At 61.9% G+C, this 16,547-nt stretch carries 11 protein-coding genes; all 11 read left to right on the forward strand.

All coding sequences use genetic code 11. The features are described from left to right. Positions 1–7 precede the first annotated feature (7 nt). The 11 genes from EGO55_RS10100 (at position 8) to EGO55_RS10145 (ending at position 16,490) form a co-directional block, all read left to right on the forward strand. Entirely contained in the window at positions 8–373 is a 366-nt protein-coding gene (locus tag EGO55_RS10100; RefSeq protein WP_021689533.1) for a response regulator, read from the forward strand. A gap of 9 nt (positions 374–382) precedes the next feature. Continuing rightward, entirely contained in the window at positions 383–1,537 is a 1,155-nt protein-coding gene (cheB, locus tag EGO55_RS10105; RefSeq protein ID WP_021689532.1) for a chemotaxis-specific protein-glutamate methyltransferase CheB, read from the forward strand. After that, on the forward strand, positions 1,528–2,358 hold the full coding sequence (locus tag EGO55_RS10110) for a CheR family methyltransferase (protein WP_021689531.1): 831 nt from the start codon (positions 1,528–1,530) through the stop codon (positions 2,356–2,358). Before cheB ends, EGO55_RS10110 begins: the two co-directional genes overlap by 10 nt. 126 nt (positions 2,359–2,484) lie before the next feature. Then, positions 2,485–3,891, forward strand: coding sequence for a methyl-accepting chemotaxis protein (locus EGO55_RS10115; RefSeq protein ID WP_021689530.1), 1,407 nt, complete (start codon positions 2,485–2,487; stop codon positions 3,889–3,891). Between the two features lie 87 nt (positions 3,892–3,978). Beyond that, positions 3,979–7,377 (forward strand): transglutaminase family protein, encoded by a 3,399-nt coding sequence (locus EGO55_RS10120; RefSeq protein ID WP_021689529.1) that lies wholly within the window; start codon positions 3,979–3,981, stop codon positions 7,375–7,377. After that, positions 7,374–9,857 carry a circularly permuted type 2 ATP-grasp protein gene (locus EGO55_RS10125; protein ID WP_021689528.1) on the forward strand — a complete coding sequence of 828 codons (2,484 nt, stop codon included), beginning with the start codon at positions 7,374–7,376 and terminating at the stop codon, positions 9,855–9,857. The genes EGO55_RS10120 and EGO55_RS10125 overlap by 4 nt, the downstream gene beginning before the upstream one ends. Next, positions 9,854–10,729, forward strand: coding sequence for a transglutaminase family protein (locus EGO55_RS10130; protein WP_021689527.1), 876 nt, complete (start codon positions 9,854–9,856; stop codon positions 10,727–10,729). The genes EGO55_RS10125 and EGO55_RS10130 overlap by 4 nt, the downstream gene beginning before the upstream one ends. 281 nt (positions 10,730–11,010) lie before the next feature. After that, complete coding sequence (locus EGO55_RS20560; protein ID WP_156915566.1) at positions 11,011–11,154, forward strand: hypothetical protein; 144 nt, start codon at positions 11,011–11,013, stop codon at positions 11,152–11,154. Next, positions 11,151–12,128, forward strand: a complete 978-nt coding sequence (epsC, locus tag EGO55_RS10135; RefSeq protein ID WP_021689526.1) for a serine O-acetyltransferase EpsC — start codon at positions 11,151–11,153, stop codon at positions 12,126–12,128. Before EGO55_RS20560 ends, epsC begins: the two co-directional genes overlap by 4 nt. 295 nt (positions 12,129–12,423) lie before the next feature. Beyond that, complete coding sequence (locus EGO55_RS10140; RefSeq protein ID WP_021689525.1) at positions 12,424–14,793, forward strand: TonB-dependent receptor; 2,370 nt, start codon at positions 12,424–12,426, stop codon at positions 14,791–14,793. 41 nt (positions 14,794–14,834) lie between these two features. Next, positions 14,835–16,490 (forward strand): arylsulfatase, encoded by a 1,656-nt coding sequence (locus tag EGO55_RS10145; protein WP_021689524.1) that lies wholly within the window; start codon positions 14,835–14,837, stop codon positions 16,488–16,490. The last annotated feature ends 57 nt before the right edge of the window (positions 16,491–16,547 follow it).

A 16,547-nucleotide genomic window follows, 5' to 3' on the forward strand; every position in this document is an offset into this window, starting at 1 on the left:
GGCACCCATGAAGAACTGTCTGATCGTCGATGACTCGCGGGTAATCCGTAAGGTCACACGCAATATCATCGAATCGCTGGGGCTGTCCGTGCAGGAAGCATGCGACGGGCGCGAGGCGCTGGAAAGCTGCGCGGCGAACATGCCTGACGTCATCCTGCTGGACTGGAACATGCCGGTGATGAACGGTCTGGATTTCCTGATTGCGCTGCGTCAGCGCCCGCAGGGGGATCAACCCAAAGTGGTGTTCTGCACGACGGAAAACGACATCACCCATATCCGGCAGGCGATCGATGCGGGGGCGAACGAATATGTCATGAAACCGTTCGATCACGATACACTGCAGACCAAACTGGCGCTTGTCGGCATCGTCTGAGGCGGGCGCATGCGGAACAATTCTGCCCCTTTGCCTGCCGCAACTGCTGCGGAGGACTTTTCCCGCACGCGTGCTGCCTCCAGACCGGGGGTGAACGCGATCCGTGTGATGGTGGTCGACGATTCGATCACGGCTCGCACGGTCTATGCGCGGATCATAGAAAAGGAACGCGATCTGGAACTGTCCGCGGTGGCGGGCACGGCGGAAGATGCCCTGGCGGCCTTGCGGACCATGCGCGTCGATGTGATCCTGCTCGATCTCGAAATGCCGGGCATGGGCGGGTTGAAAGCGCTGCCCCGGCTGATCGCGGCGGCACGCGGCGCGCAGATCATCGTGGTGTCCGCGCTGACACTGGCCGGGGCGGAACATACGGTCCAGGCGCTGGCGCTGGGGGCAGCCGATGCCCTGCCCAAACCGCCCCCGGGGCGTTTCGATCAGGATTACCGCAATGGGCTGGTCGCGAAAATTCGCGGTATTGCCCGAACCCGGCGCGTGTTGCGGCAACAGGCGGAGGCCAGTCCGCGTGCACCGTCGCCATTTGCCCGCCAGCCGGGTCATCTGCGCGGGATCGGCCAGCCAAGGGCGCATGTTCTGGCGATTGGCGCCTCTACTGGCGGCATTCATGCACTGGGGCGTCTGTTCGCCAGCCTGCCGCCGCAGATTGGCGTTCCGATTCTCGTGACGCAGCATTTGCCAGGTTCCTTTACCGAGATATTCGCCCGGCAACTGGAAATGCTGTCCGGCCGGACCGCCGTTGTGGCGGAAGACAGGCTGGCCCTGCTGCCCAACCGCATCGTCGTGGCCCCCGGCGATGCCCATATGACCGTGGTGCCGGTGCGAGGCGGGCATCAGGTCCGCCTGGATCGGGAACCGGCGGCCAGTGGGTTCTGCCCTTCTGTCGATCCGTTCTTTGCATCTGTCGCGCAGGCGTTTGGCGCGAATGCGCTGGGGGTCATGCTTTCGGGCATGGGGCGCGATGGGTGCGCAGGGGCCGGGCAGATTGCCGCTGCGGGCGGTGTGATTCTGGCGCAGGATGAGGAAAGCTGCGCGGTCTGGGGGATGCCCGGCGCCGTGGCGCAGGCGGGCATCGCCAGTGCCATCCTGCCGCCCGAAGGGCTGGCCGGGCGCATCGTTCTGGCTGTGGGGGGGCAAGCATGGAGCTGAGCCGTCCCGCCATCGACGTGGTGTCACGCCTGCTCAACCAGCGGACCGGCCAGCAGTTCGAAAGCAACCGGCACTGGCGCATGGCTTCTGCGCTGGCCGCCCCCCTGCGCCAACGCGGCATCGCCAGCAGCGAAATGCTGATTCACCGGCTGTCGCAGGACAAGGTTCTGGCGCAGGACGTGGTGGAGGCGTTGCTCAACAACGAAACCTACTTTTTCCGCGACGGCGCTGTGTTCGAACATATTGCCACGCGGGTGCTGCCCGGTCTCGTGCAGCGGCGGCAGGACCAGCGCAGTCTGGCGATCTGGTCGGCGGGCTGTTCCACCGGGCAAGAGGCCCTGTCGCTTGCCATGCTGGTGGCGGAACAACGGCATCGTCTGGCGGGGTGGTCGATCGATATTCTCGGCACCGATGTTTCTGCCGCTGCCATTGCTGCTGCGCGGCGCGGGGTCTTCACCCAGTTCGAAATTCAGCGCGGGCTGGGCGTCGGGCGGATGCTTGCCAGCTTCGAAAGCCGGGCAGACGGCTGGCACGCGGCGGACTGGCTGAAGCAGATGGTGCGCTTCGAAATGCAGAACCTGCTTGACGGGCCGCCCGCTGTGGAACGGTTCGACCTGATCCTGTGCCGCAACGTGCTGCTCTATTTCGATCAGGCGACCCGGCAACGGGCTTTCGCCAATCTGGCCAGAGCGTTGGCACCGGGCGGGTTGCTGGTGCTTGGCGGCGGCGAAACCATACTGGGCCAGACCGACAGGCTGGTGGCCGATCGCGATAATCCCGGTTTCTATCGCCATGTCCCGGATTTGTGCCGGACCGGGTGAATCTGGCCGGGCTGGCCGGGTGGCTGGGTTATCAGGGTAAATTTCAGATTAAATCTTGCTTAAGGGGTTCGCGCTAGCGTGCTGGCAGGCCCCTGATCAAACGGCGGGGGTAACGCGGGGTTGTATATGTCGGACGGGAATCGGAGTTCGGGCTTCACAGGCAACAAGGTGCTGCACCGCACCGTGATCATGACGGCGTTGTCGATCATTCTGGTGGCGGGTGCGTTCCTGTTCCTGCTGTGGTCCTACAACGGGGTGGGCAATGTCCTGCAAGGGCTGGCCGGCGGTGCGGATCACGCTACGCTGACAGCGGACCTGTCCGGTGTGAAGACCATGCTGGGCATTGCCACAGTGATCATGCTGCTGGAACTGGCCTATGCCGTTTTCGCGGTGGTGGCTGTCAAAAAGACCAATCTGGAGCCGTTGCAGCGTATTTCGGACGTCACCTTGCGTCTGGCCGATGGCGAACTCGACATCGATGTCCCCTATACGGAGCGGACGGACGAGGTTGGGGCCATCGCGCGGGCCACGGTCAAGATCAAGAAAGCCGCCAATATTCTGGCCCAGCTCCGGCTTGAGGCAGAGGAATCGGCGGCGAAGGAAATGCAGCTTCAGGCCGAACTGGTGCAGCAGCGGGAAGAAGCCCGCACCAGCCAGTTGGGCGTGCTGCGCGATATTGCGGAAAATTTCGAACAGTCGGTGGCCGAAGTGGCCATCGGGGTGGCCGACGCGTCCAGCCAGTTGCAGATGACCGCCAGTTCGATGGCGAGCGCAGCCGAACAGGCATCGCATCAGACATCCGAAGTGTCGCAGAGCCTGGGCGAGGCATCGTCGGGCGTGACCGCAGCAGCGGCGGCCAGCGATGAATTCGCCATGTCCATCGGTGAAATCAGCCGTCAGGCCTCCACGTCGGCGGAACTGGCGCGCAAGGCGACCAATGCCGCGCTGGATGCCGACACCACGATTTCCGCGCTGTCGGAATCGGCGGTGCATGTTGGCAAAGTCGTTGAAATGATTTCCACCATTGCCCAGCGGACCAATCTGCTGGCGCTGAATGCGTCGATTGAGGCGGCACGCGGTGGCGAGGCCGGGCGTGGCTTTGCGGTGGTGGCATCGGAAGTGAAGGAACTGGCCACGCAAACCGGCAAGGCAACCGAAGAAGTTGCCGCGCAGATTCGCACGATCCAGCAGACCACGACTGCCAGCGTCGAAGCGTTGCGTGCTATTGTTCAGCAGATTCAGCAGCTTGAATCGACATCCGTGTCGATCGCCGCCGCAGTGGATCAGCAATCGGTGGCGGGCCAGGATCTGGCGCGCAGCATCGATCTGGCTGCGCGCAGCACGGAAGAAGTCTCTGCCAATATCGCCCAGGTACGCGAAACCTCGCTGGCCACGGGTACTGCGGCATCGCAGGTTCTGTCTTCATCGACCGCGCTGGATCGGCAGGCCGTGGCGCTCAAGCACATGGTCGACCAGTTCCGGACTCAGGCCGATGTCCTGCTGCGCGATACGGAGGGCCGTCGCGCGATCTGATCATGCCGATGCGCGGGGGCGATCACGTTCCCTCGCGCATCGGGGATTTTTGTTGCAGTGCAGCAATAATTGGCGTTTAATGCCAGTATGATCCGCGCTGCCCTGTATCATCACACGCGCTATCAGTATGACCGGCCGGTCCGTTTGGGGCCGCAGGTGATCCGGTTGCGCCCGGCCCCGCACAGCCGCACGAAAACGCCCAGCTATTCGCTGACGATCGAGCCATCAGGGCATTTTCTGAATTGGCAGCAGGACCCGCATGGCAATTGGCTGGCGCGGATCGTCTTCCCCGAACGCGTCGATCATTTTTCGGTCACAGTCGACCTGATTGCCGATCTCGACATTATCAACCCGTTTGATTTCTTCGTGGAGGAGGGGGCGGAACAGGTTCCCTTCACCTATGATCCGGTGCAGCGCGACGATCTGGCCGCCTATTTCGATCCGGAACCCGCTGGGCCGCTGGTTGATGCGCTTGTCACCGAATTTGCGGGATTTCGCGGGCGCACCATCGATTTTCTCGTCCATGTCAACCGCGTGCTGGAACAGCGTATCGGCTATGTCGTGCGCATGGAACCGGGCGTGCAGGCGCCCGAGGAAACGCTGGAGCTGGGCATGGGTTCGTGCCGTGACAGCGGGTGGTTGCTGGTCAATGTCATGCGGCGGCTGGGGTATGCCGCGCGTTTCGTGTCGGGTTATCTGATCCAGATGAAAGCCGATGTGGAGCCAGTGGACGGGCCAAAGGGGCCAGAGGCGGATTTCACCGATCTGCATGCCTGGGCGGAAGTCTATGTGCCGGGGGCGGGCTGGATCGGTCTCGATCCGACATCGGGGCTGTTCGCGGGCGAAGGGCATATCCCGCTTGCGGCAACCCCGCATTATCGTTCGGCGGCCCCGGTGGCGGGCGTGGCCGAACCGGCCGAAGTGGATTTCCATTTCGAAATGCACGTCAGCCGCATGGCTGAAGCGGTGCGGATTACCCAACCTTTTACCGACAGCCGGTGGGATGCGCTGCTGGCGCTGGGGGAACGGGTCGATGCCGATCTGGCCCGGCAGAATGTGCGTCTGACCATGGGCGGGGAACCGACCTTTGTCGCGGTGGACGATCCCGAGGCGCCCGAATGGAACGGCGATGCGGTTGGGCCGACCAAGGCGATCTATGCCGATCGGCTGATCCGCAAATTGCGCGATCGCTTCGCGCCGGGCGCGCTGCTGCATCATGGGCAGGGCAAATGGTATCCGGGGGAAAGCCTGCCGCGCTGGGGCTATTCGCTGTACTGGCGCACCGACGGCAAGCCCTTGTGGCACGATGATACGCTGATCGCTGCCGATCCCCATCCCCTTCCGCACTCAGAGCGGGCGGAGGCAGAGCAGGAACCGGCAACGGGGCCGCTACTCGATGCGGCCGATGCCCGCCGTTTCCTTGAAGCGGCGGCGGCGGGGCTGGACCTTGCCGGTGATTTCGTGCGGCCCGTCTATGAAGATGGCGAAAAGTGGGTGGAGCGCGAGGGTGAACTGCCGGTCAACGTGACGCCCGGCGATCCCAAAATCGACGATCCCGAGGAACGGGCGCGGATCGTGCGGGCGTTCTCGCGCGGGTTGTCCCAACCGGTCGGCTATGTCCTGCCGATCCAGCGCTGGAATGCGGAGCCGGCCAAACAATCGCGCTGGAAAAGCGAACAATGGAGCGTTCGGCGGGGCGCGTTGTTTGCCGTGCCGGGGGATTCCTCGCTCGGCTATCGCTTGCCGCTGGGTTCCCTGCCGCATGTTTCCAAAGCGGATTATCCCTATATCCACCCGCGTGTTACCACCGATCCGCTGGTGCCGCTGGCCGATTATCGCGAACAGCGCGCCAGCGCGGGCCGGGATGATCATGAAACCGGCACAGCCCCTGCCCAGCGCGTGGAACACGTCGCCGGCGCCGACGGACACGTGCAGGACATCGTCGAGCAACGGATTATTGATGGCGCGGTCCGCACTGCGATCACGGTTGAACCGCGCGGGGCCTATCTTTCGGTGTTCATTCCCCCGGTAGAAGCGTTGGAGGATTTCCTCGAACTGGTGGCCGAGGTCGAGGCCACGGCCCGGCGTCTGGACATGCCCGTGCGCATCGAAGGCTATCCCCCGCCGCCGGACCCGCGCATCAACGTGCTGAAAGTGACCCCCGATCCGGGTGTGATCGAGGTCAACGTGCATCCGGCGAAGGATTGGCCGCAACTGGTCGATATCACCACGCAGCTTTACGATGCGGCGCGCGAATGCGGGCTGACGGCGGACAAGTTCATGGTCGATGGCCGTTCGGTGGGCACGGGCGGTGGCAACCACATCGTGCTGGGCGGGGCGAGCGTGACTGAAAGCCCCTTCGTCCGCCGCCCCGACCTGCTCAAGAGTTTCGTGCTTTACTGGCAGCGGCACCCGTCGCTCAGCTATCTGTTTTCAGGGCTGTTTATCGGCCCGACCAGCCAGGCACCGCGGTTTGACGAAGCGCGCCATGACAGTTTGTATGAACTGGAAATCGCGCTCGATCAGGTGCCCGGCCCGGATACGCCGCCGCAATTCCCGTGGATCAGCGATATCCTGTTCCGCAACCTGCTGGTCGATGTGACGGGCAATACCCATCGCAGCGAAATCTGTATCGACAAGCTCTATTCCCCCGATGGCCCGACCGGGCGGCTGGGGCTGGTGGAGTTTCGCGGGTTCGAAATGCCGCCTGATGCGAAAATGAGCGTCGCCCAACAATTGCTGTTGCGCGCGCTGACCGCGTGGTTCTGGCGCGAACCGCAGACCGGCGGGCTGGTGCGCTGGGGCACGACGCTGCACGATCGTTTTCTGCTGCCGCATTGTGTGTGGACGGATTTTTGCGACGTGCTGTCGGACCTGCGCAGGGCGGGCTACGATTTCGATCCGCAATGGTTCGAGGCGCAGCGGCAGTTCCGTTTCCCGATCCATGGCGAAATCGAAGCGGGCGGGGTTGCGCTGGAAATATCCCATGCGCTGGAACCCTGGAATGTGCTGGGCGAAACGGGGGCGATTGGCGGCACAGTGCGTTATGTCGATTCCTCGACCGAGCGGTTGCAGGTTCTGGCGCGCGGGCTGGTGCCGGGCAGGCATGTGATCACCTGCAACGGCCGCCGTGTGCCGATGCACCCGACCGGTGTGCCGGGCGAAGGGGTGGGCGGGGTGCGCTACAAGGCCTGGTCGCCAGCGATCTGCCTGCATCCGCTGCTGGAAGCCGATGCGCCTCTGACATTCGATGTGCTCGACAGCTGGAACGGGCGTTCGCTGGGCGGATGCGTCTACCATGTGGCGCATCCGGGCGGGCGGGCCTATGATGATGTGCCGGTGAATGGGTACGAAGCGGAATCGCGGCGCAAGGGGCGGTTTCAGGAACATGGTCATACGCCGGGCAAGGTGGATATGCCGCCAGTCGAACAAAGAGGGGATTTCCCCATGACACTCGATCTGCGCCGCCCGGCCCGTCTGGGATGACGCGCGAAGGCGGGATTGCGGATCTGGATCTGTTCGGCGTGGCCCCGGGCACTTCGCCGCTTGCCGCTTATGCCCCCGATCTGTCGCGCGGCGATCTCTACGCCGATGCACCGCAGCCCATTGCCGCGAAATGGGACACCTTTGCCCGGGCCATCGCGGGCAGTCACGGGATCGAAGACTATCTCCAGCGGCATGTCGACGATCTCGGTCTCGGCTATCTTCTGACGGGCGATCAGCAGGAACGGGCCTGGCCGCTCAATCCCATGCCGGTGATGATCGGAGCCGCCGAATGGCAGGGCCTTGAAGACGGGCTGGTGCAGCGCGCCGAACTGCTCGAACGGGTGATTGCGGATATCTATGGCCCGCAGCAGCTGATCATCGACGGTCATCTCCCGGCGCCGGCGGTTACCGGCAGCCGCGATTTCGCGCGCAAGATGGTGGGGGTTCCACCACCGGCGGGCCGCTATCTGCATGTCTATGCCGTGGATCTGGCGCGCGGACCCACGGGGGAATGGCGGGTTCTGGCGGACCGGGTGCGGTTTCCGCTGGGCATCGGCTATGCGCTGGAAAACCGCATTGCCATGGGGCGCGGGCTTGGCAGCCTGCTGTCGTCCAATGCGGTGCGGCGCCTGTCGGACTTTTTCGATATTCTGCGGCGCGGGATCGCGGCCACCTGCGCGCGCGAAGAACCGCGGATTGCCTTGCTGACACCGGGGCGGTTCAATCAGGCCTATCCCGAACAGGCGCATCTGGCGCGTTATCTCGGTTTTGCGCTGGTGGAAGGGCGCGATCTGCTGGTGCAGGATGCGAAGCTGTTCGTCCGCACGATTGCGGGGCTCAAACGTGTCGATGCGCTGTGGCGCTGGATGAACGCCCGCCATCTCGACCCGCTGGCCTTCGATTCCCGATCGCAGATCGGCGTGCCCGAACTGTTTTCGACCTGGGCCAACGGCGGACTGGTGACAGCCAACTGGCCCGGCGTTGGTGTGATCGAGGCGCGGGCCATGTCGGCATTTCTGCCGCGCCTGTCGGAAGTGCTGTTTAACCAGCCGCTCAAGCTGCCCAATCTTTCCACCTGGTGGTGCGGACAGGATTGGGAGCGACGCTATGTGATCGAGAATCTCGATGGGCTGATGGTCAGTTCGGCGTTCCATCAGCGCGTGGCTGCCATTGGGGGCCAACGGACACGCGCCGGGTCGAGTTTCAGCGGGGCGGAACGTCAGCACCTGCTGGATGCCATGGAACGTCGCCCAATGGATTACACCGCGCAGGAATTTATCCGCACCGGCACCACACCCTGCTGGGAAGCGGGCCGTTTCATGCCGCGCAGCCTGACGATCCGTACGTTTCTTGCGCGGGATGAACATGGGCAATGGCGGATGATGCCCGGTGGCCTTGCCCGCCTGTCGCAGGCAGGCGATTTGCGCACCCCGTTGATGGCGGAAGGCGATCTGTCGGCCGATATCTGCGTGGTCGATGATGTGCCGGGCGCCAATGTGTCGACCACCACGGCTCCGCGTTCCCCGGTAATTCGCCGTGCCGTCAAAATTCTGCCCAGCCAGGCGGCGGACAACCTGTTCTGGCTGGGGCGTTATTGCGAACGGGCGCAGATGACCGCGCGTGTGGTGCGGGCCTTGCTGGAAACCTCCAGCCTGCAGGCGGAACAGCAGGTCAGCGATACCGTGCCGCACAGGCTGGCGTTGTTGCTTGCACGCTGGGGCGTGATTGAAAGCGCGGACGGGACACCGGAAGAACTGGCGGCCGCCGCGCTGGGGGATGTGAAACGCCCCGGTTCGCTCGTTTCGCTGGTGGACAATGTCCGGCAGATTGCCCGGTTGCTGCGCGATCGCCTGTTTGTCGACAGCTGGAGAGTGCTCAACCGGCCCATGCCGTCCTTTGTGCCGGGTGACAGCGATTCGATGGCACAGGCTGCAGAACGGCTTGCCGAACGGTTCGCCACGCTGGCGGGCATTACTGCAGATAGCATGAGCCGGACCGCCTCATGGAATTTCCTCGATATGGGGGTGCGGCTGGAACGGGCGTCACTGCTTTTGCAGACAACGCTGGAAATGGTGCCCGGCACCGCCAACTCCGATGATCTGACGGCTTTGCTCGACCTGTGCGATTGCCACTACCTCTATCGTAACCGTTATCTGGCGGCGCCGTTTATCGCCCCGGTGTTCGATATGGTCCTGCTTGATCCGGCGCAGCCGCGGGGGTTGGCGTACCAGATCGACAAGTTGCAACACCATATCGAAAGCCTGCCGACGCTGCGCAATGATGGCATGCCGGAACAGCCGATGCTGGCGGTGCGGCGGATTGAGGCACAGATCGCGGCCTGGGATGCCGAAGCGCTGACCCCGCACGCGCTCGAGGAAACGCTGGATGATATTCTGGTGCTGTCCGATGCGATCGCCCAGCGCTATTTCCTGCAGCGCGAACCGCAAGCCGGGCGGGCGGACAAGCTGGCGATCCAATGATCTATCAGGTCAATCACACATCGCGGGTGCGATACGGTGCGCCGGTTGATTTGGCGCGGTTCGCCATCCGTCTCAAACCGGCATCGTGGCCGGGGCAGACATTGCTGTCCTATCACATGGATGTGTCACCGGTACCGACGCATCTGGCGGAAGAGTTCGGCCCTTATCAGGTCAACAACACGCTGGTTTCGATTGATGAGCGGCTGCAGGAACTGGTGGTGACCAGTGTGTTTCGTATGGAGGTCACGCCGCCGCCGGGCATTGTCGATGATGGAACCGATATCGCCACGGTCCGCAGCGCGGCTTTGCGAGTGGGCGATATCGCCACTTTTGCACCCGCCCCGTTCCTTTACGGATCGCGGGTTGTCGAACTGGAACCGGAAATCGGGGCATGGGCTGCGTCGATGCTGGGCGATACCGCCGGCATCGTGCCGGCAATCCGGGCGCTTTGTTCCAAAATCCACGCGGAATTTACCTATCTTCCCGGGGTGACGGACAGCGATACTCCACCGCTCGAGGCGTTTCGTGCCCGACATGGCGTGTGTCAGGATTTTGCCCATGTGATGATTGCGGCCTTGCGCTGGTATGGCATTCCGGCCGCCTATGTCAGCGGTTATCTGCGCACTGAACCGCCGCCGGGGCGCCCGCGTCTGGTCGGTGCGGATGCCATGCATGCCTGGGTCAATGTCTGGTGCGGACCCAGGTTGGGCTGGGTGGCGATCGATCCGACCAACGACCGGATGGTGGATCAGGACTATGTAACCGTCGCCATGGGCCGCGATTATGCCGATATCGCACCGGTGGACGGGGTGTTCGTGGGCACGCCGGTTCAGAAAATGACGACGGGCGTCGATGTGATTCCGGAAGCGTAACGGACCGCCGATACGCGGGTTCGCTGGCTTTTTCCCTGTCATGGGAAGGCGGGAAGAATAATTTTAGGCACCCCAAATATCCCTTGCGAGACATAACTCAATCGGATGGGTAGATATTTGTCCGGGCGCTGTTGAGGCGGTTGTAGTTCTCTCCCCTTTCAACCGGCTGAACAGCGCCTCGCGGCTTTTGATGGATGTCAGCTTGCTCCGCGTAACCAACCGCTAAAGCGCACGAAACCAGGCGACAACGCAGGCTTCGTGTTCCCGCAAAGGATACGACGATGACCCGCAAACAAGTTTCTTCCCTGAACCGCACTGTGCAGAATCACACTAGCGTGCCGGTTCCACATCCGTCATGGCTGGGTGAAATACCCAATGGGCCGAAGATTTCGGCGCAGGAATTCTGGAAACGTCTGGGCCTATGACGAGTGCCGAATCCCAGGACGGCGAACAGGAGTCCTTCACGGACTTCTGGGAGGTCGACCATGTTGTTAACCGCCTGAGCGACATCAGGCGTTCATGGCGTGCGGCCAACACATCGCAATTCGAATATGGTGTCGAAGGGTTTCCTTCGCGTACCAAGCTTGCGAAAGTGACCGAGGAACTTTCGGCGGTGCTGTTTCCGCTGCGGCTGGGGCCGGGGCATGTGCGCCCGCACAACGAAGACGAATTCGTCACCAAGACGCTGCAAATCGCCTTGTCCCGGCTGCACAGCCAGCTCCGTCTCGAGCTGACCTATGCCTTGCCGGGCGTGACCCCGGATGAAATCGCGACACAGGCCTCGGCCATTGTTGCGAAACTCTCGCGCGCGTTGCCGCAGATCCGCATTCTGCTCGATACCGATATCGAAGCGGCCTTTCGCGGCGATCCTGCTGCCCGCAGCGTGGATGAAGTGCTGATCTGCTATCCCAGCATTCTGGCGATCATTCATTATCGTCTGGCGCATCAGCTCCATCAATTGGGCGCGCCGCTCGTGGCCCGGATCATCGCGGAAATCGCCCATGGCCGGACCGGGATCGATATCCACCCCGGCGCCACGATCGGCGAAGGGTTCTTTATCGATCACGGTACCGGTGTGGTTATCGGGGAAACCGCGATAATCGGAAACAATGTGCGCATTTACCAGGGGGTTACGCTGGGTGCGAAAAGCTTCCCCACCGATCAGGATGGGGCGCTGGTCAAGGCCATGCCGCGCCATCCCGTGGTGGAAGACAATGTCGTGATCTATGCAGGCGCAACGATTTTGGGCCGCGTGACCATCGGCCAAGGCTCGGAAATAGGCGGCAACGTATGGCTTGCGCATGATGTGCCGCCCAACAGCCGGGTGCTGCAGGCGCGCGAACAGAATCAGGTGCTGACACCGGGGCTGGACGTTGTCGTGCCGCTCTCGGCAAGCTGACCTTTCCCTCATAAAACGATTTAGGCTTTCTTCCACGGCCCCCAGAGGATCGTGGTGGCGCGCTTGCGCGCAGGCCAGATACATGTGCTGTCGAGCCATAATTTAGCGATCGGGCCACCAGGCCGCGCATATCCCGTATATTATGTCAGAATCGCGAAAGAGTGGCTGTCCCGCATTGTAGGGCGGCTGACCAATTACAGCTATGAGCTGGGAAAATTCACTTTCGTGCACGCGCGCGGGAGCGTTTGTGCTCAACAATTCGAACTGAAAATTGATTATCTCGAGGGAGGGTAATGTGACCGATCTGAAATCTTTCCGGGCGGCGATGCTTGCAGGGGGGGCACTGGGTCTTTCGTCGATGCTGGCCGTTCCGGCACAGGCACAGGCAGACGCGCCGCAAGCGGCAGAAACAGCGCAATCGGGTGTCGGGGACATCGTGGTTACCGCGCGTCGCCGTGCGGAAAGCGTGCAGGATGTGCCGATCGCGGTGACCGCGCTCAGCAACGAACAGGTTGCCGTTCCCGGCGCCGTCGGCCTGACACAAGTCGCCCAGCTTGCCCCCAGCTTGCAGATTACGGCAACCAATGCCCGGCAGACCAACATCAATATCCGCGGTCTGGGCGCGACCCCGGCCTTCGCCAGCCTTGGCATGGAATATGGCGTCGGGGTCTATGTCGATCAGGTCTATTACAGCCGCCCGGCCCAGGCGGCCTTCGACCTTTACGATCTGGCGCAAGTCGAAGTGCTGCGCGGCCCACAGGGCACGTTGTTCGGCAAGAATACCACGGCCGGTGCGATCCACATCACGTCACAGGCGCCGACATTCGATCCTGAATTCCGCGGCGAAGTGAGCGTTGGCAACTACAAATCGCTGCAAGTGCGCGCCACCGGCGCGGCACCGATCACCGATAAGCTGGCCGTGCGCCTGACCGTGTCCAACACGGAACGCGACAAGGGCTTCATGAAGAACGTCTATGATGGTTCGCGCAAATCGGATTTGCATACCCTGTCCATTCGTGGGCAACTGCTGTTCAAGCCGACGGATGAATTTTCGCTGCGCGTGATTGGCGATTACAGCAAGTACAAGCAGGATTGCTGTATCGGCACGATGACCAGCGTGCGCACCACGCGCGTGGACGGCAGCACTCTGCCCGCCAATTTCTATCAGCGTGTCGCCCGCTTCGGTTATACCCCGCTGGCGATCGATCCTTCGAAACGGGAAATGGATATCAATCGTCCGCTGCGGCTTGATCTCAAGACGCACGGGGTGACGGCGATTGCCGATTACGATCTCGGGGCGGCAACGATCACGTCCGTCACCGGTTGGCGCAAGCTCACTTATCTGCCCACGATTGACGCCGATCTTCTCCCGCTTGATATCTTCGTCGATGCCGGGATTTACGAGAAGCAGCGCCAGTTCAGCCAGGAACTGCGGATTGCCTCAAACGGCAAGAACACGGTCGATTACGTGGTTGGCCTTTATTATTTCAACCAGCGGATCGATGACAAGATCTTCACCAAGTACGGGGAAGATGCCGCCTTGTGGATTCTCGGGCCGGCGCCCTCCAGCGCGCAGGCATCCGTGGGTGGGCAGGCTGCGCTGAACGGACTGTTCGTCGATGGCACCGCACGGGCCGATACCAAGAGCTATGCGGCATTCGGGCAGGTCATATGGCACGTGAATGATCGTTTCGATGTCACGGCGGGCCTGCGTTATACCAAGGAAAAGAAGACCGGCTTCTTCGAACAGGTGCAGCGTGGCCCAACGCTGACACCGGCCGAGATTCTGCTGGGGGCGCAGGCGATCCGCAATTCTTTCGGCGCCAATATCCCGCGCTATGACGCGAGAACCAAGGAAGACAATCTCTCCGGTGCTATCACCCTGTCGTACAAGATCACACCCGATGTGATGATCTACGGGACCTATGCCAAGGGCTACAAGTCGGGCGGCCTCAACCTCAATGCGACCCCGGCGCCCAAAGTCATTGCCCCGGAAAAGGTCGACAATTTCGAAGCGGGTATCAAGTCGACCCTGTTCGATCGCATGCTGACGCTGAATCTGGCGGCATTCCACACCAAGATCCGCAATTACCAGAGCCAGCAGGTCGATACGACCGTTGCGCCCACCGCCTATATTGCCAATGTCGGCACGGTGCGTACCCAGGGGCTGGAATTCGATGCAAACCTGCGTCCGGTCCGCAACCTCAGCCTGTTCGCATCGGCCAGCTATGTCGATGCGATCTACAAATCGTTCCGCAATGCGCAGTGCCCGCTGGAATATCAGGGTCTGCAGGCCGTTTGCGATCTGAGCGGACGCGGTCTGCCCGGCGTGTCGAAATATTCGGTTTCGCTTGGCGGTGAATATGCGGCGGACGTGGCATCGGGCGCCGAAGCCTATATCAACGCGAACTACAGCTACAGGTCGAAATTCAACGCGGCCTACAATCTTGCCGAAGATGCGGTGATCAAAGGGTACGGCCTCACCAACCTGCGCATCGGCCTGCGCCATCCCGATGGGCGCTGGGACGTATCCGTTTATGCGCGGAACCTGTTCAATACGAAATATTTCAACAATATCGGACCGGCGGCCTTCAACACCGGCCAATACAGCGGTGGCCCGGGCGATCCGCGCACCGTGGGCGTGACGCTGCGCTCATCGCTGTGATGACACGTTAATACCAAGAAAAGAGCCGGAGAGGGCGAATTATGAAAATGCTCAATAAGTTACTGGCTGCTACGGCCATGACAGGCCTGTCGGTTTCCTCTGTTTCGGCAGAGGAAACCCGGCCCAACATAATTGTGGTTATGGTCGATGATATGGGCTTTTCCGATCTGGGGGCGTTCGGTGGTGAAATCCGTACGCCCAATCTGGATGCGCTCGCCAACAAGGGGGTTCGGTTCACCAATTTCCATACGACCCCGGTCTGCGCCCCCACGCGTGCGGAGTTCATGACTGGGGTCGATCACCACCAGACCGGTATCGGGAATTTCCCCGAACTGCGGCAGGATAACCAGATCGACAAACCGGGTTACGAAGGGTTTCTGACCGATCGCGTTGTCACCATCGCCGAACGCCTGAAGGATGCGGGATATTCGACGTTCCAGTCGGGCAAATGGCATCTGGGATATGATCCGCGGGCCAATCCGGTGGCGCGTGGTTTCGACCATTCGTTCACCATGCTGGGCGGCGGCCACAACCATTTTGGAACCGACCAGAACCGCGAACGCCCCGACCTGCCCAACGTCGGGCTGGTCTACACGCTCGATGGCAAGGAAGTGAAAATTCCCGCGAAGTTCTATTCGACGGATTATTTCACCGATCAGTTCATCTCGTTCCTGCCTGATGCGAAGGATAAGCGCCCGTTCTTCGGCTATCTGGCGCTGACGGCGCCGCATTATCCGATTCAGGCACCGGCCGAGGATATTCGCCGTTATGCTGGCAAATACGATGCCGGTTATGACGCGCTGCGCGAAGCCCGGTTGAAACGGATGAAGGAACTGGGGCTGATCGCGGACAATGTCGTGCCCCACGCCCAGACATCGTCGAAACGCTGGGCGGATCTGACGGACGAGGAAAAACGGATCGAGGCGCGGACGATGGAAGCCTATGCCGCCATGGTCGACCATATCGACCAGAGCATGGGCAAGCTGGTCGCCGAACTGAAAAAGCGTGGCAAGTACGACAACACCATCATTATGTTCTTCTCGGACAACGGTCCGGAAGGTCATGAACTGGATAAGTCGTTCATCATTCCCGAAGCCGGCAAGGCCATGCTGGCAGCGGGTGACAACACGCTCGATTCCATCGGCTCCGCCAACTCCTATGTCTGGTACAAGTCGAACTGGGCAGAGGCGGGATCGGCACCGTTCCGGCTGTCGAAGTCCTTCCCGACCGAAGGGGGGACGCGCGTGGTGTCGTTCCTCAGTTATCCCAAACATGCCCGCAGCGGGATTGAGCCGAGCTATATCTCGGTGCGCGATGTGCTGCCCACCATGCTCGATTTCGCCAAAGTGAAGCTGGACAATCCGGCCGAATACAAGGGCAAGGCCGTGGTCGCACCGCAGGGAATCTCGTTCGCCCAGCGTATCCTGCCGGGTGCGCCTGCCCCGCAGCTTTCCCCGACCTTTGCCGCAGGGGAAATGTTCGGCCGCCGCTACGTTCGCGATGGCCGGTGGAAAGCCGTGCACATTCCGCCGCCAACCGGCACGGGTCATTGGGAACTGTTCGATGTCGAGGCCGATCCCGGTGAAACCAAAGATCTCTCCCGGAACAATCGCGATCAACTGGGCAAGATGGTGAAGGCATGGAATGCCTATGCCGCTGACAAGGGCGTCGTTCCGCCGATCATTCCGGGGAACTGACATGGCGTGGGGGCCGCCTGCGGGCGGTCCCCGTCATGACCGGTTGCCCTTGCTGCT

This window comes from Caenibius tardaugens NBRC 16725 (assembly GCF_003860345.1).
In the GTDB taxonomy this organism is placed as follows: Bacteria; Pseudomonadota; Alphaproteobacteria; order Sphingomonadales; family Sphingomonadaceae; genus Caenibius; species Caenibius tardaugens.